This is a genomic window from Actinacidiphila epipremni (genome assembly GCF_012034175.1).
In the GTDB taxonomy this organism is placed as follows: domain Bacteria; phylum Actinomycetota; class Actinomycetes; order Streptomycetales; family Streptomycetaceae; genus Actinacidiphila; species Actinacidiphila epipremni.
The window spans coordinates 175,705-195,922 of the sequence record NZ_JAATEJ010000007.1 but is presented as its reverse complement, the minus strand read 5'-3'; the positions used below and the strand labels follow the sequence as shown (position 1 = coordinate 195,922).

General features: G+C 75.2%; 14 protein-coding genes and 1 pseudogene. 5 read left to right on the top strand and 10 right to left on the bottom strand.

All coding sequences use genetic code 11. The features are described 5' to 3' along the window. Nucleotides 1–444: 444 nt before the first annotated feature. The 3 genes from HCN08_RS12295 to HCN08_RS12285 form a co-directional block, all read right to left on the bottom strand. A complete protein-coding gene (locus HCN08_RS12295; protein WP_167983029.1) occupies nt 445–2,121 on the bottom strand; it encodes an amidohydrolase in 1,677 nt (558 codons plus the stop codon). 78 nt (nt 2,122–2,199) lie between these two features. Further along, complete coding sequence (locus HCN08_RS12290) at nt 2,200–2,640, bottom strand: Lrp/AsnC family transcriptional regulator (protein ID WP_322974406.1); 441 nt, start codon at nt 2,638–2,640, stop codon at nt 2,200–2,202. 35 nt (nt 2,641–2,675) lie between these two features. Further along, on the bottom strand, nt 2,676–3,917 hold the full coding sequence (locus tag HCN08_RS12285) for an FAD-binding protein (protein ID WP_167983027.1): 1,242 nt from the start codon (nt 3,915–3,917) through the stop codon (nt 2,676–2,678). 299 nt (nt 3,918–4,216) lie between these two features. Here HCN08_RS12285 and HCN08_RS12280 point away from each other — a divergent pair, with 299 nt between their 5' ends. Beyond that, the gene (locus HCN08_RS12280) at nt 4,217–4,717 is read left to right on the top strand and encodes a hypothetical protein (protein WP_206318676.1); all 501 of its coding nucleotides are present in this window, start codon (nt 4,217–4,219) and stop codon (nt 4,715–4,717) included. A gap of 138 nt (nt 4,718–4,855) precedes the next feature. Here the strand turns inward: HCN08_RS12280 and HCN08_RS12275 are convergent, their stop codons facing one another. Then, a complete protein-coding gene (locus HCN08_RS12275) occupies nt 4,856–6,031 on the bottom strand; it encodes an acyl-CoA dehydrogenase family protein (RefSeq protein WP_167983112.1) in 1,176 nt (391 codons plus the stop codon). 272 nt (nt 6,032–6,303) lie between these two features. Between HCN08_RS12275 and HCN08_RS36915 the strand changes: the two are divergent. Further along, nucleotides 6,304–7,035 (top strand): annotated as a pseudogene (locus HCN08_RS36915) (serine/threonine-protein kinase); the annotation flags it as partial. Further along, nucleotides 6,953–7,981, top strand: a complete 1,029-nt coding sequence (locus tag HCN08_RS12270; RefSeq protein ID WP_167982885.1) for a hypothetical protein — start codon at nt 6,953–6,955, stop codon at nt 7,979–7,981. The pseudogene HCN08_RS36915 and the gene HCN08_RS12270, both read left to right, overlap by 83 nt. Nucleotides 7,982–7,988: 7 nt before the next feature. On the opposite strand, the gene HCN08_RS12265 is transcribed toward HCN08_RS12270, so the two are convergent. The 6 genes from HCN08_RS12265 to HCN08_RS12240 form a co-directional block, all read right to left on the bottom strand. Next, nucleotides 7,989–9,245 (bottom strand): SLC13 family permease, encoded by a 1,257-nt coding sequence (locus tag HCN08_RS12265; RefSeq protein ID WP_167983111.1) that lies wholly within the window; start codon nt 9,243–9,245, stop codon nt 7,989–7,991. A 56-nt stretch (nt 9,246–9,301) separates the two neighbouring features. Further along, nucleotides 9,302–11,572, bottom strand: coding sequence for a putative bifunctional diguanylate cyclase/phosphodiesterase (locus HCN08_RS12260; RefSeq protein ID WP_407648745.1), 2,271 nt, complete (start codon nt 11,570–11,572; stop codon nt 9,302–9,304). Then, nucleotides 11,569–12,390: an SAM-dependent methyltransferase gene (locus HCN08_RS12255; RefSeq protein ID WP_167983026.1), complete on the bottom strand. Its 822-nt coding sequence runs from the start codon at nt 12,388–12,390 to the stop codon at nt 11,569–11,571. The genes HCN08_RS12260 and HCN08_RS12255 overlap by 4 nt, the downstream gene beginning before the upstream one ends. 351 nt (nt 12,391–12,741) lie before the next feature. Further along, nucleotides 12,742–13,977, bottom strand: a complete 1,236-nt coding sequence (locus HCN08_RS12250; protein WP_322974396.1) for a carbohydrate-binding protein — start codon at nt 13,975–13,977, stop codon at nt 12,742–12,744. 183 nt (nt 13,978–14,160) lie between these two features. Further along, nucleotides 14,161–15,564: a peptidase C39 family protein gene (locus HCN08_RS12245; RefSeq protein WP_167983025.1), complete on the bottom strand. Its 1,404-nt coding sequence runs from the start codon at nt 15,562–15,564 to the stop codon at nt 14,161–14,163. 150 nt (nt 15,565–15,714) lie between these two features. Further along, nucleotides 15,715–16,851 (bottom strand): M24 family metallopeptidase, encoded by a 1,137-nt coding sequence (locus tag HCN08_RS12240; RefSeq protein ID WP_407648744.1) that lies wholly within the window; start codon nt 16,849–16,851, stop codon nt 15,715–15,717. A 106-nt stretch (nt 16,852–16,957) separates the two neighbouring features. On the opposite strand from HCN08_RS12240, the gene HCN08_RS12235 reads away from it, so the two are divergent. Then, a complete protein-coding gene (locus tag HCN08_RS12235) occupies nt 16,958–17,575 on the top strand; it encodes a uridine kinase family protein (RefSeq protein ID WP_167983023.1) in 618 nt (205 codons plus the stop codon). A 711-nt stretch (nt 17,576–18,286) separates the two neighbouring features. Further along, nucleotides 18,287–20,200 carry an AAA family ATPase gene (locus tag HCN08_RS12230; protein WP_167983022.1) on the top strand — a complete coding sequence of 638 codons (1,914 nt, stop codon included), beginning with the start codon at nt 18,287–18,289 and terminating at the stop codon, nt 20,198–20,200. Nucleotides 20,201–20,218 lie beyond the last annotated feature (18 nt).

The following is a 20,218-nucleotide window of genomic DNA, read 5'->3' as shown; positions in this document are numbered from 1 at the left end:
GGCCCGGACACCCTTCGGGCCGACCCGGGACACGCTGGCTGCGCGTCCGACCGAGGCCGTTGTCTACTGGGCGTCCGGGCCCTTCCCGGGTCCCACCTGCCGATCGGGCGGCGCTCACCCTCCGTACCCTCACGGGCGGAGAGGCCCACTGGCGAGCCGCGTTCCACGTCGTGCGCGCTGGACCTGGCTGCCAGTGGCGGCGTGCACGTGCGGCGCGACACCCCATGGCCCAGCGGCGGTCGACGCAACCGCGAGTACCCCCGGTTCGGCGTCCTGTGGTGGACTTCGCCGAACCTACTCGCCTTCGACCGGCAACTGTCAACAGCCCTGTGACCTGCGGGGTTTCACCAAATCAGCAGGTCAGTGCGGACCGCGCCCGGCGGGTGCGACACGCCGCTGCCGGGCCAGGGCACACCGTTCGGCCGCATCGGGCGGCGCCGGGTGTCACCCGTTCGGCTGCTCCTGGCGCCGGTGCACGACGCGGCCGGCGACGACGGTGCGCAGCGCCACCGGCAGGTCGGCGCCGGGCGTGAGGTCGGGCAGGCCCGGGGTGCCGGAGCGCGGGTCGGTCGACCAGTTCGCGACCCGCTCGTCGGGGGCCTGGACGAGCAGGTCGCCGACCTGCCACACGGCGTAGTCGGCGGGCGCGCCGGGCACCAGGACGCCGGCGTCGTCGCGGCCGGCCGCCCGCCAGCCGCCGCGGGTGTGGGCGGTGAAGGCGGCGCGGGCGGAGACGCGGTGGGCGGGGGTGCGGTGGAAGGCCGCGGCGCGGACCGTGCCCCACGGGTCCAGCGGGGTGACGGGGCTGTCGGAGCCGAGCGCCAGCGGGACGCCCGCGCGGGTGAGGGCGGCGTACGGGTTGAGGGCGGCGGCCCGCTCGGCGCCCAGCCGCTGGGCGTACATGCCGTCCGGGCCGCCCCAGGCGGCGTCGAAGGCGGGCTGCACGGACGCGACGAGGCCGAACTCGGCGAAGGCCGCGACGGCGGTGTCCGAGAGCAGTTCGGCGTGCTCCACGCGGTGGCGCAGGGCGCGCACCCGCTCGACGCCGAGGGCCTGCGCGGCGGCGCGCACACCGGCCAGGACGCTGTCCACGGCGGCGTCGCCGATGGCGTGGAAGCCGGCCTGGACGCCTGCCTGCGTGCACAGCAGCAGGTGGCGGGCGATCACCTCGCCGTCCAGGTACGCCACGCCCGAGGTCGCCGGGGCGTCGGCGTAGGGCGCGTGCAGGCACGCGGTGTGCGAGCCGAGGGAGCCGTCGACGAACAGGTCGCCGGCGGCGCCGGCCGCGCGCAGGTCGCGCAGCCGCTCCAGGTCCTGCGGGCCGGCGACCGGTTCGGCCCAGTAGCCGAGCACACGGGGGCCGCCGCCCCGCGCGGCGAGCGCGAGCAGGGCGGTGAGGTCGTCCTGCGAGGAGATCCGCGGGCCCGCGCACTCGTGCAGCGCGCCGATGCCCTGCGCCGCCGCGTGCGCCAGGGCGGCCCGCTGGGCGGCGTCGCGCTGTACGGGCGTCACGGCGGCGTAGGCCGCCTCGCGTACGGCGTGGTGGGCGTCGCGGGTGAGCGGGCCCTGCGGGGCGTGGCCGGGCAGCGCGTCCAGGCCCGGCACGAGGGCGGCCAGCGCGCCGGTGACGGCGGCGGAGTGCACGTCGGTACGGGACAGGTACAGCGGGCGGCCGTCGGCGGCCCGGTCCAGCTCCGCGCGGCTCGGGGCGCGGCCCTCCGGCCAGGCGGTCTCGTCCCAGCCGTGCCCGAGGAGGACCCGGTCGGCGGGGTGCGTGGCCGCGTGCGCGGCGACCCGGTCCAGGGCGTGCCGCAGGCTGCGGCATCCCGTGAGGTCCAGCCCCGTGAGGGCGAGCCCGGTGGAGGTGGCGTGGACGTGCGCGTCCACGAAGGCGGGCGTGACGAGCGCGCCGTCCAGCTCGACGGTGCGGTCGACGCCGTCGGCGAACGACGCGGCGGCGGCCTCGCCGCCGACCCAGGCGACGGTGTCGCCCTGCACGACCATCGCTGTCGCGAACGGGTCCGCGGGGCTGTACACGAAGCCCCCCCGGAGCAACGTCGTCCCCTCCTCGGAGGGCCCGCCCTCCACGAGGTCTTTTCCACCGGTAGCGCGCGTCTGCATCCCCTCATCCTCCCCCACCCCTCGGGCGCCCCCCGACCTGCCCCGTTCCGCCGTCGCGGGAAGGGGCGGCCCGGAGGGCTACATGCGGGGCGGGCGGGACTCGTACGGGGTGGAGAGGACGACCGTCGTGCGGGTGGAGACACCCGCGAGGGTGCGGATCCGCGCGAGGAGGTGCTCGAGCTCGCTCGGCGTGGCCACCCGCACCTTGAGGATGTAGTTCTCGTCGCCCGCCACGGAGTGGCACGCCTCGATCTCGGCGACCTCCGCGAGCCGCTCGGGGATGTCATCGGGCGCCGAGGGGTCGAACGGCTTGACGGAGATGAACGCGGTGAGCGGCAGCCCCACCGCCTCCGCGTCGACGATCGCGGCGTAGCCGCGGATGACCCCGCGCTGTTCGAGGCGGCGTACCCGCTGGTGGACCGCCGACGTGGAAAGGCCCGTCGCCTTGCCGAGGTCGGTGTAGCTCATGCGCCCGTCGGCCATGAGCAGTTCCACGATCTGCCGGTCCAGCTCCTCCACAGCCGACGACCTTACCGGTCCGGCCGGGATTTCGGTCATGCGCGCAACATCCGGTCCAGGAAGGCGTTGGAGAACGTGCCCGCCGGGTCGGTCGCGGCGACCAGCGCCCGGAAGTCGTCCATGCGCGGGTAGCGCGCCCTGACCTGCGCCGGCTCGGTGGTGAAGAGCTTGCCCCAGTGCGGGCGCGGCTCGTACGGGGCGAGCGCGGCCTCGACCGCGCCGAGCACCGGCCGTACGGCCTCGGTGTCGGCCACCCACGTGAAGTGCAGGCCCACCGTGTCGCGGCCGTAGGCGGGGCTGAGCCACAGGCGGTCGGCGGCGACCGTGCGGACCTCGCAGATCTGCAGGACCGGCGCGACGGTCTCGCGCAGGGCGTCGAGGGCGGTGAGCGCGGCGGTGGCGTGGGCGCGCGGCACCAGGTACTCCGACTGGAGCTCCTCGCCGCTGCTGGGCGTGAAGCCGGGCCGGAAGTGCGGCAGCCGCTCGTGCCAGGGCCCGGGGGTGTCGAACTGCTCGGTGCAGTGGACCGGGTCGACGCCGGGCACGGGGTGCAGCTTGGCGGTGGCGGGCCCGGCCCACGGGAAGTCGGCGGCGGGCGCGTCGGCGAGCTGCTTGAGCCAGACCTGCGTGAAGCGCGGCGCGCGCCAGTCGGTGAAGAGGCTGACGCTGTACGCGGCCGACGTGATCGCGTCGAAGTGCGCGAGCGCGTCGGCGAGTTCGAGGCCGGTGCGGACCTGCTGGCGTACCGCGAAGTCGGGCCGCAGGTCGAGGGTGAGGTGGGTGACGACGCCGAGCGCGCCGAGGGCGACGACGGCGCCGTCGAAGGTGTCGCCGTCGGCGGCGCGGCTGAGGGTGCGCAGCGAGCCGTCGGCGGTGACGAGGTCGAGGGCGGTGACGGCGGTGCCGAGCGAGCCGTTGGCGTCGCCGGAGCCGTGCGTGCCGGTGGCGACCGAGCCGGCGACGGAGATGTGCGGCAGCGAGGCCATGTTGGGCAGCGCGAAGCCGTGCGCGTGCAGGTGCGCGGCGAGGTCGGCGTAGCGGACGCCGGCGGCGACCCGGACGGTGCGGGCGGCGGTGTCGATGTCGATCTCGGCCGGCAGCGCGCCGACGTCGAGGAGCGTGCCGTCGGTGTCGGCGGCGTCGCTGAAGGAGTGGCCGCTGCCGAGCGCCTTGGCCCGGCGGGCGCCGGCCACCAGGGCGCGCAGTTCGGCCACGGTGGCCGGACGGCGCACTTCGGCCGCCGAGAAGGTCAGGTTCCCCGCCCAGTTGGTCTGCATCACGTCACGCTTCCGCTTCCCGCGGGACCCGCCCTGGCCTCGCCTCTCGGCACCTTATCCGGCGTCTTGGCAAGGCGCCGCGCGGGGGCTCAGGGGGGTGCGCGGGCGCACGGCGGGGGCGCACGATCCGGCCATCACGGCGGGTGTGACGAAGGCCACACCGGGTGGACCGCTCGGTCCGCTATGGCGTGGTTACCCGCGTAGCGCGGCGGGAAGTGCTCGCTATGGCCGCGAGCGCGCGAGTACGGGCGACGCCGGGCCGACCCGTTGAAGGGCATCCCACCCGAGGGGGACACATCATGCGCAATCACGTGCGCCACAGCCGCAGCGAGCGGACGAGGCCCGCGTTCGAGGAGGGTCACGAACCCGTCGCGACGCCGGCCGTGGCGTCCGCCGGCCTGCCGGACGCCGAGCCGTCCGACGAGCCCGCCGACCTCGCCGAGCTCTTCGCCGCTGACGCCGAGGACGGGCTCGACGAGGACGCCGCGGACCTGATCCGGCTGTCGTGCCCCGGCTGCGGCCGGCCCATCGCGGTCTTCGCGGACGAGGAGCGGCTGCCGCAGCACGCCCTGTGCCCGACGCCGTGGAATCCGTTCGGCCTGACCGTCTGCGACGGCTCGGGGCGCTCGGTCGCCGAGGCCCGCCCGCTCGACGCCGACCCGGCCGCCGACGCGCGGCAGGAGCTGGCGGCGCTGCTGACGCTGCCGGCCGGCCTGGACTGGCGCACCCAGCCCTTCTCGCACGTCGGCGGCCCCGAGTCGCGGCCCCGGCACCTGCCCGAGCAGCGCCTCGCGGCGTAGCGGCTGCCGCCGGTCCGGACGCGAGCGGCGGGGGCCGCCCCTGCCGCGTGCCGGCCGGCGGCCCTTCGGCCGCCGGCGGGCGCGACCCGCGCGGACCCTGCCGCGTACGTCCCGCCGGACCCGCCCCGCGGCCCCGCGTCAGCGCCTGGTCTCCGGGCCGGCCAGGTGGCGGGCGACCACTATCCGCTGGATCTGGTTGGTGCCCTCCACGATCTGCAGCACCTTCGCCTCGCGCATGTGGCGCTCCAGCGGGAAGTCCGCGGTGTAGCCGTAGCCGCCGAGCAGCTGGACCGCGTCGGTGGTGACCTGCATGGCGGTGTCGGTGCAGAAGAGCTTGGCCATGGCGGCCTGCGCGGTGAAGGGCCGCCCGGCGTCCCGCAGCCGCGCCGCGGACAGGTACAGGGCGCGGCCGGCCTCGATCCGGGTGGCCATGTCGGCGAGCATGAAGCGCAGGCCCTGGAAGTCGGCGACGGGCCGGCCGAACTGCCGCCGCTGGAGGACGTATCCGAGGGCGCCGTCGAGTGCGGCCTGGGCGAGGCCGGTGGCGCACGCGGCGATGCCGAGCCGGCCGGAGTCGAGGGCGCCGAGCGCGATGGTGAAGCCCTGGCCCTCCTCGCCGATCCGGCGGGCGTCGGGGACGCGTACGCCGTCGAAGTGCACCTGGGCGGTGGGCGAGCCCTTCAGGCCCATCTTCCGCTCGGGTGCGGCGGCGCTCAGGCCGGGCGCGTCGCCGGGGACGAGGTAGGCGGAGATGCCGCGCGCGCCCTCGCCGCCGCTGCGGGCCAGGACGGTGTAGAAGTCGGCGACGCCGCCGTGGGTGATCCACGCCTTGGTGCCGTCCAGCACCCAGTCGCCGCCGTCGCGCACCGCGCGGGTGCGCAGCGCGGCGGCGTCCGAGCCCGAGGTGGGCTCCGACAGGCAGTACGCGCCCAGCAGGGCGCCGCCGAGCATCGCGGGCAGGTGCTCGGCGCGCTGCTCCTTGCTGCCGTAGCTCGCCACCGCGTGGCAGGACAGGGTGTGGACGCTGACGCCGAGCCCGACGGTGAGGCGGGCGGCGGCCAGCTCCTCCAGCACCTGGAGGTAGACCTCGTACGGCTGGCCCGCGCCGCCGTACTCCTCGGGGTAGGGCAGGCCGAGCAGGCCGGCCTCGCCGATCAGGGTGAACGTCTCGCGCGGGAAGCGCCCGGCGTCCTCGTCGGCCGCGGCGGCGGGGGCGATCTCCCGCCGGGCCAGGTCCCGGGTGAGCGCGAGCAGGTCGCGCGCCTCCTCGGTGGGCAGTTGGCGGATCACCGGCTGCGGACCGTGTTCCTGCATCGCGGCGCACTCCTCCCGGTCGGGGGCGACGGTGGCGTCCGCCGTGGGTGGGCGGTGCCGTCCGATGGGCATACCCGGCGGCGAGGTTCCCGTACCGGGTCTCGGCAGGGGCTGATCATCGCCACCGGCGCGATGGAGTATGCCCGATCGGGCGACGCGCGTCACCGGGGCTTTCCGCAGTCGACCGGCAGTCGACCGGCCCGGTGTCGCAGGCGGGCAACGGTTTCCGGCAACCGGCGGGGCGCCGGGGCCGGGCGTCGTACGCTTCGCGCATGGAGAGTCTGGGGGCCGGCGACCCGCGGTCGATCGGCGGTTATCCGCTGTTCGCCCGGCTCGGAGCGGGTGGCATGGGACAGGTGTTTCTGGCGCGGACGCCGGCGGGCCGGGCGCTGGCGCTCAAGACCGTGCGGCCGGAATTCGCCCTCGATCCCGGCTTCGGCGAGCGGTTCGCCCGGGAGATCCGCAACGCCGACCGGGTGCGCTCGCCGTGGACGGTCGCGGTGGTGGACTTCAGCCCGCCCGGGGCGTCCCCGCAGTGGCTGGCGACCGAGTACGTACCGGCGCCGTCGCTCACCGACCGGGTCGCCGCGCGGGGCCCGCTGCCGGCGCCGGCCGTGGCGACGCTGGCCGCAGAGCTGTGCGCGGCGCTGCGGACCGTGCACGAGGCGGGGCTGGCGCATCGCGACGTCAAGCCGTCCAATGTGCTGCTGGCCGAGCGGCGACCGCTGCTCATCGACTTCGGGATCGCCCGGGCCGCGGAGGACTCCCGGCACACCAGCACCGGCGGGATGATCGGCTCGCCCGGCTACATGGCGCCCGAGCAGGCCACGGCGGGGGTCGCGGCCGAGCCGGGCGACCTGTTCGCGCTGGCGTGCGTGCTGGTGTACGCGGCCACCGGGCGCGGGCCGTTCCACCGTCCGGGTGAGGAGGCGTCGGCGCCGGCGCTGCTGTACCGGGTGGTGCACGAGGAGGCCGACCTCGGCGGCGTACCGGACGTGGTGCTGCCGCTGGTCCGGGCGTGCCTGGCCAAGGACCCGCGCGAGCGGCCCGGCGCGGCTGCCGCGGCGGCGCTGCTGCCGGGCGGCGGAGCTGACGGCCCGGCAGGAGCGGACCCTGGCGGCGCTCGGCGCGGCACCGGCGGGCCCGCAGGCCGGCGCGTCGCCGTACGGCCCGGGGCCCGCGACCACGCCGTACACGGCCGGCCCGGGCAAGCCGTACGCCGAGGGGTCCGGGACCCCGCCGTACGCCGCAGGTCCCGGCCCCTCGCCGTACACCGCGGGGACCTCCCCGTACGCCCCGGGGACGACGCCGTACGGCCCCGCGCCCACGCCCGCGCCCGCGCCGCAGCCGTACGGCCCGCACGGCGGCGGCGCGCCCGCGGCCGGGAAGCCGGCGCGGCGGCGGGTCGCGGTCCCGGTGCTCGCGGCGGCCGGCGCCGCCGTGGTCGCGGCCGTCGTGGCGGTGGTGCTCAGCCAGGGCGGCGGCGACCACGGCGGATCGGCGGACGGCGGCGCAAGCGGCGGCGGCAAGGGCTCGGGCAGCCCGTCGAACGGGGCGTCCACGGCGGCCGGCGCGCTGCCGGCCTCCTGGGTCGGCACCTGGTTCGGCGAGGGCCCCGGCAGCGTCTTGCAGGGCACCAGCGACGTCAAGGTCACCCTCACGCTGAACGGCGGCGAGCGGGGCAGCACCGTCGGCCGGCAGATCAGCAACATCAGCGCCGTGGGCACCTCCGCGGAGGCCGGCTGCACCGAGGACCTGGAGCTGTCCCAGGTGCAGGGCGCCACGGTGGTCCTCCGGGCGGTCACCAGCACGCCGACCGACCCGGACTCCGGGCTGGGCTGCCCCAAGGGGCGCACCTACACGCTGTCCATGACCGACGCGACGCATCTGCGACTGGACGCGGGCTCGCAGGCCGCGGGGGCGCCGGCCACCCTGGAGAAGCAGGGCTGAGCGGGCGTCAGGTCCCGGTGAGCCGCAGCCCGGCCCACAGCGCGACGGTCGCCGCGACCAGCGTGGGCGGCACGGTGAGCAGGCCGAGCTTGGTGAAGGTGCGCAGGTTCGCGTCGGCCCCGTGGTCGCGCAGCACCCGGCGCCACAGCAGCGTCGCCAGCGAGCCGGCGTAGCCGAGGTTGGGGCCGAGGTTGACGCCGATGAGCACGGCGAGCACCGGGCCGGGGCCGCCGGGCTCGGCGAGCGGCAGCAGCGCGAGGGTCGCCGGCAGGTTGTTGATGACGTTGGCCAGGACCGCGGCGAAGGCGGCGACGCCCAGCAGCGCGGGCAGGCCGCTGCCGTCGGGCAGGACGCTGCCGGCCGCGTCCGACAGCCCGCCCCGTACGACCGCCTCGACGACGACACCGAGGGCCAGCACGAACAGGCAGAACAGCGGCCCGGCGGCGACGACCAGGCCGCCCACCGTGGCCTTGCGGCGGTACAGCGCCCGCCCGCCCAGCACCAGCGCGCCGCCGAGCGCCGCCCACGCCGGGTTGATCCCGGCCAGCGAGGTGACGGCGAAGCCGACGAGGGTCAGGGCCAGCACCACGAGGGTGAGGACCGGCACGGCGGGCGGTTCGCCGCGCTCGGGCGGGTGCTCGGTGACGGCGAGGTCCGCGGCGAAGAAGCGCCGGAAGACCAGGTACTCGATGCCGACGGCCAGCACCCACGGCACGGCCATCAGCGCGGCGAACCGGGTGAAGGTGACGCCCGCGGCGGTGAAGGCCAGCAGGTTGGTCAGGTTGGACACCGGCAGCAGCAGCGAGGCGGAGTTGGCCAGGTGCGCGCACGCGTAGACGTGCGGGCGGGGGCGGGCGCCGGCGCGCGAGGCGGTGGCGATGACCACCGGGGTGAGCAGCACGACGGTGGCGTCCAGGCTGAGCACCGCGGTGACGACGGCGGCGACCGCGAAGACCCCGGCGAGCAGCCGCTGCGGGCGGCCGTGGCAGGCCTGCGAGAGCGCGTCGCCCGCGGCGGTGAACAGCCCGTCCTCGGCGCACAGTTCGGCCAGCACCAGGACCGCGGCCAGGAAGCCGACGACCGGTGCCAGCTCCTTGATCTGGTGCCACGCCGCGGACACCGGCACCGCGCCCACCGCGGTGAGCAGGACCGCGGCCGGCACCGCCGCCGCGGCCTCGGGCCAGCCGCGCGGGCGCAGCACGGCGAAGCCCAGGACGAGCAGCAGCGCGGCCACGGACAGCGTCTCTGCGGCAGCGGTGCTCAGTGGAACTCCCCGGTCCGGATGGCGGCGTACCAGGGGATTCCATCACAGCGGGGCGCTCAGCCCGCGTCGGCCAGGCTCAGCTTGTGCAGCTGGTCGGCGGGCCCGGCCTTGCCGTAATACCAGCCCTGCGCGGTGTCGCAGCCCAGCGCCCGCAGGTGCTCGGCCTGGGCGCGGGTCTCGACGCCCTCGACCGTGACGGTGAGGTTGAGGTCGTGGGCGAGCGAGACGATGCCCTCGACGATCTTGACCTCGACCGGGTCGGGCTGCGGCTGCCGCATGCCGCGGGTGAAGGAGCGGTCGAGCTTGAGCACGCTGACCGGGAGCCAGCGCAGCGAGGAGAGGTTGGAGTAGCCGGTGCCGAAGTCGTCCAGGGCGATGGCGACGCCGAGGTCGGCGATCCGCCGCAGCGGCTTGAGGGCGTCCTCGTCGGCGCCGATCAGGGCGCTCTCGGTGACCTCCAGGCACAGCGCGGTGGGCTCCAGGCCGGTCTCGTCGAGCACCGCGGCGACCTCGGCGACCAGGTCGGGGTGGCCGAGCTGCACGGGCGAGAGGTTGACGTTGATACGGGGCGGGCGGCCGGCGCACTGCAGGTCCTGGCGCCAGTCCTGGGCCTGCTGCGCGGCCTGCTCCAGCACCCAGCGGCCGAGCGGCACGATCTGCCCGGTGCTCTCGGCGAGCGGGATGAACTGGTCGGGGCCGAGCACGCCGTGCACGGGGTGGCTCCAGCGCACCAGTGCCTCGGCGCCCAGGACCGCGTTGTCCTCCAGGCCGATGAGCGGCTGGTACTCCACGAAGAACTCGTCGTGCCGCAGTGCGCTGGGCAGCTGGTTGGTCAGGCCGTGCCGGGTGATCGCGCGGGCGTCGGCGGCCGGGTCGGCGACCTCGTAGCGGTTGCCGCCGCGCTCCTTGGCGCGGTACATCGTGATGTCGGCGCTGCGCAGGACGTCCTCGGCGCCGCGCCCGCCGACCGGGCCGTGCACGATGCCGATGCTGCCGTGCACCGGCAGCTGCCGGTCGTCGAGCAGGACCGGCGCGGACAGTGCCGTGAGGATGCGGGCGGCCAGCTCGGTGACGGCGCGCAGGTCCGGCGGGTCGGCGTAGAGGGCGACGAACTCGTCGCCGCCGACGCGGGCGACCAGCTGGTCGGGCGTGGTGAGGCAGCCGCGCAGCCGGTCGGCGACGGCGACCAGCAGCCGGTCGCCGACGGCGTGGCCGAGGCTGTCGTTGACGGCCTTGAAGCCGTCGAGGTCGAGGTAGCACACACCGATCTGCCGGGGCGCGGGCGCCGCGCCGCCCGGGCCCGTACCGCCCTTACGGCTGGCCTTATTGCCGCTGCCCGTACCGCCGGCGCCGGTGTTCTCGGCGAGCGCCTGGTCGAGGCGCTCGAAGAACAGCGCCCGGTTGGGCAGCCCGGTGAGCGCGTCGTGGGTGGCCTGGTGGCGCAGCCGCTCCAGCAGCCGGCGGCGCTCGGTGACGTCCTCCAGCAGCGCGAGCTGGTAGCGCGGGCGCCCGGCGGTGTCGCGCAGCAGCGAGACCTGCACGTCGGCCCACAGCACCGTGCCGTCCGAGCGGGGGAAGGCCTTCTCCACGTGGTAATGGTCGCGTTCGCCGCGTACCAGCTCGCGGTTGAGGTGGTCGGTGCCGGGGGCGTTGTCGGGGTGGGTCCACTCGCCGACCCGGCGCTGGCGGATGTAGGACTCGTTGCCGAGCATCCCGGTGAGCGCGTCGTTGACCTCCAGTACGGTGCCGTCGAGGTCGGCGATGCCGATCCCGATGCCGGCGGTCTCGAACACCGCGCGGAAGCGGGCCTCGCTGGCCGCCAGCGCGATCTCGGCCTCGGTCTTGGCGTTGAGCGCGGCCCGCGAGATGGACTCCTGCTCGCGCAGGGTGCGTTCGCGCAGCGCCTGCGAGAAGCCGACCGCCACCGCGTGCTGCAGCCGGGAGCAGCGCACCCGGCACTCGTCGGCGGCCAGGCCCGGCCCGGGGCCGCAGTAGAGCACCATGTAGGCGTCGATGACGCCGAGGATGCTGGGCAGCGCCTCGGGGTCGGTGCAGTGCGCGGCGACCAGGGCGGTGCCGACGGGTACGGCGTCGCGCGGGTCAAAGCGGGTGGCGTGCAGCGAGTCGCGCAGCGAGCGGGCCAGCGGCAGCAGGTGCGCCTCGAACTCGGCGCGGGTCATCGAGGTGGCGGTCACCGGGTAGATCGCCCGGCTCCATATCGCGGCGAAGCGCGCCAGGCTGTCCTCGGCGGCGGCGGCCCGGCCGGTGGCCCGGACCACCGGGGTCCCGTCCGGGCCGCGCCCGGAGGGGGCCGGTCGCGCGGTCACGCCTTGAGCCCCACACCGGCGAACCCGGTCAGCACCGCCGGGTCGATGTCGTCGCCGGGCGGGGTGTCGGGGCGCCAGTGCGGCATCGGGACGACGCCGGGCTGCAGCAGTTCGAAGCCGGTGAAGAAGCGTTCCACCTCGGGGACCGGGCGCAGGATCAGCGGGGTCCTGGTGCGCTGGTAGACCGCGGCGCCGCGGTGCACGTCGTCGTCGAGGGAGCGGTCGTGCGGGGTCACGGTGGCGTGGGTGATCACCAGTACGCTGCCGGGCGCGAGGGCGTCGCGGAGGGTGGCGACCACGCCGTGCGCGTCGTCCTCGTCGGACAGGAAGTGCAGCACCGCGACCAGCAGCAGCGCGACCGGCCGGTCGAAGTCCAGCAGCCGACGGGTCTCGGGGTGGTCCAGGACCGACTGCGGGTCGCGCAGGTCGGCGGCGGCGATGGTGGCGTGCGCGTTGCCCTCCAGGACCGCCCGGCTGTGCTCGACGGCGACCGGGTCGTTGTCGACGTAGACGACGTTCGCTTCCGGGTTGAGCGCGTGCACGACCTCGTGGACGTTGCCGAAGGTGGGTATGCCCGAGCCGATGTCGAGGAACTGGTCGATGCCGCGGCCGGCGGCGTAGCGCACCGCCCGGCGCATCATCGCGCGGTTGGCCTGACCGACCTTGGGCATCGCCGGCACGGCCTTGAGGACGTGCCGGGCGGCCTCCCGGTCCACCTCGAAGTTGTGCGAACCGCCGAGGAAGTAGTCGTACACCCGGGACACGCTGGGCACGTTGATGTCGATGCCGGGTGGTGCCCAGGAGGGACGGTCAGTCACGGTGGAGTCTCCAGGTCGGGGGGCCGGGTGGACGCGTCCGGAGCGCACTGCCGCGGACGGGTGGGCCGCTTTCCCTGTGAGGCTACTGATCGTGTGTTCGGAGCGAAACAACCATCCGGAGACGCTACGTCCGTTTTCGGTCAACAACCACCGGCATGTGCACGTGCGGGAACGCGCAACGGCGACATCGCGCCAGGCGCGGGGGACGACCGGACACCATGGTGGGCCCGCGGCGTGCGCAGCCGCGGGCCCACCATCGTTTTCCGGCCATTTTCCCGGGGCCTGGCGCGGTCGCTCGACGCCCCGTCAAACGACCTTGTCAGTACGGGAGTTGCGCGTTCGCGCCAGCGCTCAGCAGGTGCCCTCGTCCTGCCACACGCCCCACTCGCCGGTGGTGCCGGGCTCCTCGTTGGTGGTCCACCACTTGGCCTTCCACTTGTGGCCCTTGTGGGCGACCTCGTTGCCGCCGACGTAGACCGCCGACGCGCTCCACTCGGCCACCGTGCAGGTGCCGCCGCCGGGCGGGGTGGTCGGCGGGGTGGTGGGCGGGTTGGTCGGCGGGGTGACGCCGGCGAACTTCACCGAGAACTTCGCGAAGTCCCAGGCCGCCTGCGGCACGCTGCTGCACGTCCCGGACGTGGTGCCGTTGTCCGGCGGGTTGCACTGCCGGTCGCGGTTGAGCGACCAGAAGGTGAAGCGGCCCATGTGGTTGCTGGTGGCGTAGTTCAGCACCGTCTGGAAGTCGGACTGGTAGAAGTACTCGCCCGAGTCGCTGCGGCCGTTCATGCCGGAGAAGCCCTCGTGGGCGTACGCGGTCGCGGTGTCCCAGCCGAAGGTGGACTTCAGCAGGCCGTTGAAGGCGGTGAGCGCGGCGGTCTGCGACGCGGCGCCGTTGAAGCCGCCGTCGAAGGGCATGATGGAGAAGTTGTTGGGCGTGAAGCCCTGCGACTTGGCCTCGTTGAGCATCTGCTGGCCGAACCAGCCGGTGCCGGCCGCGGTGCCGGCGGTGGTCACCGAGATGAACAGGCCCGGGTTGTTCTGCTGGAGGATCTTGGCCGCGCCGATCTCGTGCGCGACGGCGGCGGTGTTCTCGTACTCCGGCTCCTCCAGGTCGAAGTCCATCGCCTTGAGCTGGTACTTGTTGATGACCTGCTGGTACGCGGCGGCGGTGGAGGCCGCGTCGGAACACGCCTGGCCGAGCTTGGTGCCGCCGTAGCCGCCGATCGAGACCGAGACGTCGCCGCCCTTGGCCCGGATCGCGGAGATGACGTTGCCGACCGCGGTGTCGGAGGAGACGGCGCTGGTGCCGCCCCAGGTGGGGCTGCAGCCGCCGCCGTTGGGGGCGAGGATGAAGGCGAGCTGGAAGGCCTTCAGGCCGGTGGCGTCCATGATCGCGGTCGCGTCCGGCGGGTTGTTGTCGGTCGGCATCAGGTACGGGGCGGCGGCGTACCACTGGTTGCTCAGGGCGTTGGCCGCCGCCGTCGCGCCGTCGGCCTGGCCGGCACCGAAGGTGGCGGTGGCGCCGAGCCCGGCCACGGCGAGCGCGGCGGCGGCCACGCCGGAACCCAGTGCATGGAGACGCTTCACGTCTGGACCTCCTTGGGGGAACGTGGCAGCAGAATCCTGCGCTGACGCGAACCCGTCAATGAGTTGGTCCAGACCTTTAGAGCAATCCACAAATTGGTCTCTACCAATTGGGGTTTCCGGCGGGCCGCCGGTCATCCGCGGCCGGTCATCTGCGGCCGGTCGTGAGCGGTCCGGGCGGCCCGGTCACACCACCCCGACCGCCGCCAGGGCGCGCCGCTGCCGCGGGCTGGGCTTGGCGGGGAAGTAGAGGTAGCACACCCCGCCGGTGCCGCCGCTGACGCCGCCCGAGGCGTTGATCCGCTTGGTGCGCAGCCAGATCGTCTCGAACTGGGCGCGCTTGTAGACGTTGCGGACCACCGCGTCGCTGTCGCTCGCCGGGTCGTTGGCGACGACGTCGCCGTCGGCGGTGAAGCCCACCAGCGCCATCAGGTGCCCCGAGGTGCCGTATCCGGCGCCGTCCAGCTCCGAGGCCAGGAAGGACTGGGACGTTATCACCGGGATGCCGGCCGCGATCAGCGTCTCGACGTCGCTGAGCGAGTGCAGCCGGGTGATGACGCCCTGGAGGTCCTGGTAGGTGGCCGCGTAGGCCGCGTTGAAGGGCCAGTTGCCGCAGCCCTCGTACTGGTAGTCGTACGTGTAGCGGGCGCCCTGGTCGACCTGCGGGTCGGCGTAGGACGGGTCCACCCACGCCAGCTGCTCCGCGGTCGGCCCGCGGCCCCAGTATTCGATGACCATCGTGGACGACGTCGGGCTGCACCACGCCTCGCCGCCGTTGTCGTACTCCGGGTACTGGCCCTTGTGGATGTTCTGCGAGTACGCCGGCACCGGCAGTTCGACGCCGGTGGCCACGCCCGGCACCGAGGCCGGCACGGTGAAGCGGTCCGGGATGTCGGAGGCCATCGCGCCCAGCCGCCACACGGTCGGGGTGAGCCGGCTGCCGGGCTTGCGGTAGAGCGTGAGCCGCAGCCGGTAGGAGGCCAGCAGCGGGCCCGCGGTGGTGTCGTCGATGGAGAAGGTGTCGGTCCAGATGCTGCTCTTGCCGTCGGTCTGGTCGTCCACCGAGGTGCGCCGGATGTCCTCGGGGCCGTCGCCGGCGGTCCAGCGGCCCATCACGTACGCGGGCGTCGCGGTGCCGTCGGTGTACGTGCCCAGCAGCTCGACCTGGATCCAGGTGCCGGCCGGGGTGTGCGCGTTCCAGGACGCGATGAGCTCGCTCGCCGGGTGCGGCACACGCCGTACCGGGGAGGTCCAGCTGGCGTACTCCCAGGCGGCGGTGGTGCCGGTGTGCGGGTCGGTGTAGTCCGACGTGCCGTGCGCGCGGGCGATCCGCAGGCCCGGGCGGACGCCCGGCACCGGCAGCGTGCCGGCGTGCGTGCCCGACAGCCACTGCGGGAAGGTCGTCCACGCGTGGTAGTCGACCGGCGCGTCGTCGGGCGCGGCGCCGCCGCCGTGCCCGTGGCGGCCGGCGGCCGTGGCAGGCGCTGCGGAAGCCGCAGCCGCGGGCCGCGCGGCTGCGGTGGTGGCCGCGGCAGCGGCGGCGGCGAGCGCCGCGGTGATGACGGTACGGCGGGGTGCGGTACTGGTCATGGCTGAATCCCCTCTTCTCCCTCGACGGGTACGGGACACCCCTGCGCGCCGCCAGGCGGGCAGGTCGCACCACCATGGCAGTACCGCCGCCCCTTCCACCAGGTTTTCCGGCCGCGTGGCGCGACCGTCATTGGTCTTGTCCTGTGGCGCTCAGCCGGGCAGCACCACGAGGTCACGCCCGGTCAGATTCAGCCGCTCGCCGCCGGTTTCGGTGCACACCGCGATGTCCTCGATGCGGGCGCCGTAGGTGTCGGGCAGGTAGATGCCCGGTTCGATGGAGAAGGCCATGCCCGGGGCGAGCGCCCGCCGGCTGCCCGCGACGATGTACGGCTCCTCGTGCGACTCCATGCCGATGCCGTGGCCGGTGCGGTGGATGAAGTGCTCGCCGTAGCCGGCGGCGGTGATGATGTCGCGGCCGACCGCGTCCAGTTCCTCGGCGGTGATGCCGGGGCGCACCGCGTCGGTCTGCGCGGTCTGGGCGCGCAGCAGCACCGCGTACAGCTCCCGGAAGGCGGCGGGCGGCTCGCCGACGGCGTAGGTCCGGGTGGAGTCGGAGCAGTAGCCCTCCGGGGTGGTGCCGCCGATGTCGACCACGACCGGGTCGCCGGCCCGGACGACCCGGTCGGAGACCTCGTGGTGCGGGCTCGCGCTGTTCGGCCCGGAGCCGACGATGACGAAGTCCACGGTGGCGTGGCCGGCCGCGACGATGGCGTCGGCGATGTCCTTGGCGACCTCGCGCTCGGTGCGGCCGGGCCGCAGCCACTCCCCCACCCTGCGGTGCACCCGGTCGATCGCCGCCCCCGCCCGGCGCAGCGCCTCGACCTCGGCGGGGCTCTTGCGCATCCGCAGCTCCAGCAGCACGTCCCCGGCCAGGCTCGCCTGGGCGCCGGGCAGCGCGGCCTGGAAGGCCAGCAGCTTCTCGGCCCACATGTGGTTGTCCACGGCGAACCTGCGCACCCCGGGCGGCAGCCGGCGGGCGATCAGCGCGTAGGCGTCGTCGGTCTCGGCGAAGCCGGTGATGTCCAGGCCCAGGCCGCCGGCGGGCGAGGCGAGCGCGGCGGGCCGCTCCAGCGCGGGCACGACCAGGAAGGGGTCGGCCTCGGCCGGCACGACCAGGCACGTCAGCCGCTCCAGCGGCAGCGCGTGGTAGCCCGTCAGATAGCGCAGGTCGGCGCCGGGCGAGACCAGCAGCGCGTCGACGCCGGCGTCGCGTACGGCCTTCCTGGCCAGGTGGAGGCGCTCGGCGGGGTGGAGCGCGGCGGCTGAGGAGTGGTCGGAATCGGTCACGCCGCCCACGGTAGACGCCGGGCCTGCCGCGGGTCGCGACCTTTTCCGGCACGTCGTACGCGCCCCTGCCCGGTGGTCCGCACGACAGGCCCTAGGCTGCCGGGTCATGGAGGAACACGGCCTTTCCCTGCGCGGGCTCGCCGCCACGCTGGGCATGCTGCCGCCGTCCTGCGGCCCGGTGCGGCTGGTCGCCGTCGACGGGCACGCCGGGGCCGGCAAGTCCACGCTGGCCCGGCGGCTGGCCGAGGAGCTGGACGGGGTGCCGGTGCTGCACACCGACGACCTCGCCACGCACGAGGAGCCCTTCGGCTGGCAGGACCGGTTCGCCGCGCAGGTCCTCACGCCCTTCGCCGGGGGCCGGGCGGCCACGCACGGCGTCTACGACTGGACCGCCCGCCGGTTCGCCGGCGAGCGCACGGTGCCGGCCGCGCCGGTGGTGCTCGTCGAGGGCGTCGGCACCGGGCGCCGGGCGCTGCGCCCGCACCTGGCGCTGCTGCTGTGGCTGGAGGTCGAGCCGCCGGTCGCCAGGGCGCGCGGGATGCGCCGCGACGGCCCGCAGCTGGAGCACTTCTGGACCGGCTGGTCGGCCGCGGAGGACGCGCATTTCGCGGCCGACCCGTCCCGCCTCTACGCCGACCTGCTGGTCCATCAGACCCCCGACGGCTACCGCGCCGTCCCCGCCGCCGCGACCCGGCTCCCCCGGGGCCTGGGGGACACGGCTTGACCCCTTGGCGGAGAGCAATTACGTTTTCAACCAAGCGGTCCCGGAAGACCGCTTCCGTAGCACGGAGCCCCCGGTTGTTCCCCCGTGACCGGGGGCTCCGTCCTGCATCCCCCCACCTGCGCCCTGAGGCGCCCCCGACGGGCGCGGCGCCCGCACCTGCGCCCGAAGGCGCACTCCAAGGCACGGCGCCCGCACGGACGCCGGGGGCGCAACCCCGGCACACAGACCCGCGGGTGGCCACCGCGCGAAAGCACAGCGGCGGGCGCCGAATGCACGGGCAGCCACCCCGCGAAGACGCACCCCCAGCCCGCAGCCCGGTGACAAACCCCGGCCGGCGCCCGGGGCGCAGCCCCGGCCCACAAAGGCGCGGCGTCCGAGCGGGCGCCCGGGGCGCAGCCCCGGCGGATGAACCCGCGCGACAGCGCAGAGGCCAGCGGCGGACGGGTCCCCGCGCGACCGCCGCGCGACGGCGCGAGGCCGACGGTGCGCCCCGGGGCGGGGGCGCCCGGGGGCGGGCGCGCCTCGGCCCCCCGGCGAGCAACCTCGCAGAGGCTACGCGCTCTACGGCGGTGAACGCTTCGCGGGTACGATGCCAAAGGGTTGCCGGTGGTGTCGTGGGGTGTCACCACCTGCTTCAACTCCCGTATGCCGCCTACCGGTTGGCGACGGGAGGTGTCGGCGAGGGGCACGGGGGACGAGGGTGGGGACCACATGGACTTCGGCACCGACCGCGCGGGCACCCCTGCCGATCTCGCGTGGCTGCGCGGCATCGACGCGTACACCGTGGGGGCGTACGTGCAGGCCGAGGAGGAGTTCCGCACGGCCGTCCGGCTGGACCCCGGGATGGCCGACGCCTGGCTCGGGCTGCACGCGCTGCGCGCCGACACCGCGACGGCGCTGCTCCAGATGTACCGGCACCGCGACCGCTTCGGCGAGCAGCGCGCCGCGCACCGCCGCACCCTGAACTCCTGGTACTGGCTGGGCTGGTGGGTGCAGCCGGTGCTGGAGACCGGCCGCGACCTGCTGCTCGCGCACGCCTCGCACTGGCTGGACGGCCGCCATGTCGCCGAGCTGGACCGGGCGCTCGCCGACTGCCCGCCGGTCGACACCGACCCGCAGGTGCGCTTCCTGCACGCCTGCCGCGCCTACCTCGTCAAGGACTGGGAGCACCTGGTCCGGCACACCGAGCCGCTGCTCGGCGACCCGCTGCTGGGCATCGAGGCGGGCCTGTTCGGCGGGATGGCCCGGGTGCGGCTGGAGATGTGCGGGCAGGCCGAGCCGCTGCTGGCCGCGGCGCTCATGCGCTGCCGCAGCGAGCAGCCGCAGCGCAAGGAGCTGCGCTACTGGCTCGCCCGGGCCTACGAGGGCACCGGCCGCACCGCCGCCGCCGTACCGCTCTACCGGGCGGTGCACCGGGTGGACCCGGCGTTCATGGACACCGCCGCGCGGCTGGCCGCCATACACGAGACCGACGACGGCCTCGACGAGGGCGCGGGCCTGGCCACCGCGGTGTCGCTGGCCGGCGGCCAGGCCGTGCCCGAGGGCGCCGCCGACCTGGACGCCGCGCTCTACGCCGACCCCGGCGACGGCCGCCCGCCCGGCGGCCCCGACCCGGACGAGGCGCTGCTGGCCCCGCCCGGCCCGCTGGAGGACGACATACGCGACCGGGCCGCCGCCCCGCTGGCCGCCACCGCCGCGGCAGCCGCCCCCGCGCAGACCCTGCCGCTCGGCGGCTCCGACCCGGCGCTGCTGGCCCAGGCGCTCGCCGAGCTGGACCGGATGGTGGGCCTGGAGCCGGTCAAGCGCCAGGTCAAGGCGCTGTCGGCGCAGCTGCGGATGGCCCGGCTGCGCGCCGGGCAGGGCCTGCCGGTGCAGCCGCCCAAACGGCACTTCGTCTTCTCCGGCCCGTCCGGCACCGGCAAGACCACGGTGGCCCGGATACTCGGCCGGGTCTTCTACGCCCTCGGCCTGCTGGGCGGCGACCACCTGGTGGAGGCCCAGCGCTCGGACCTGGTCGGCGAGTTCCTGGGCCAGACCGCGGTGAAGGCCAATGAGCTGATCGACTCCGCGCTCGGCGGGGTGCTGTTCGTCGACGAGGCGTACGCGCTGTCCAACTCCGGCTACAGCAAGGGCGACGCGTACGGCGACGAGGCCCTCCAGGTGCTGCTCAAGCGGGCCGAGGACAACCGCGACCGGCTGGTGGTGATCCTCGCCGGCTACCCCGAGGGCATGGACCGACTGCTGGCCGCCAACCCCGGCCTGGGCTCGCGCTTCACCACCCGGGTGGACTTCCCCAGCTACCGCCCCGCCGAGCTGACCCGGATCGGCCAGGTGCTGGCCGCGGAGAACGGCGACCACTGGGACGACGAGGCGCTGGAGGAGCTGCGGGCGATCAGCACGCATGTCGTCGAGCAGGGCTGGATCGACGAGCTGGGCAACGGCCGGCTGCTGCGCACCCTGTACGAGAAGAGCTGCGCCTACCGGGATCTGCGGCTGTCGGAGTACCGGGCGACGCCCACCCGCGAGGAGCTGGCGACGCTGCGGCTGCCGGACCTGATGCAGGCGTACGGCGAGGTGCTGTCGGGCCGCGGCCCTGGCGTCCCGCCGCCCGACCCGGTGGAGTAGCCCGGGCCGGGCGGCGGG

Coding starts and splice junctions, on each gene's coding strand:
- HCN08_RS12245 (WP_167983025.1), bottom strand. CDS start 15,564: ATGACCAGTACCGCACCCCGCCGTACCGTCATCACCGCGGCGCTCGCC.
- HCN08_RS12285 (WP_167983027.1), bottom strand. CDS start 3,917: ATGCAGACCAACTGGGCGGGGAACCTGACCTTCTCGGCGGCCGAAGTG.
- HCN08_RS12230 (WP_167983022.1), top strand. CDS start 18,287: ATGGACTTCGGCACCGACCGCGCGGGCACCCCTGCCGATCTCGCGTGG.
- HCN08_RS12275 (WP_167983112.1), bottom strand. CDS start 6,031: ATGCAGGAACACGGTCCGCAGCCGGTGATCCGCCAACTGCCCACCGAG.
- HCN08_RS12295 (WP_167983029.1), bottom strand. CDS start 2,121: ATGCAGACGCGCGCTACCGGTGGAAAAGACCTCGTGGAGGGCGGGCCC.
- HCN08_RS12280 (WP_206318676.1), top strand. CDS start 4,217: ATGCGCAATCACGTGCGCCACAGCCGCAGCGAGCGGACGAGGCCCGCG.
- HCN08_RS12235 (WP_167983023.1), top strand. CDS start 16,958: ATGGAGGAACACGGCCTTTCCCTGCGCGGGCTCGCCGCCACGCTGGGC.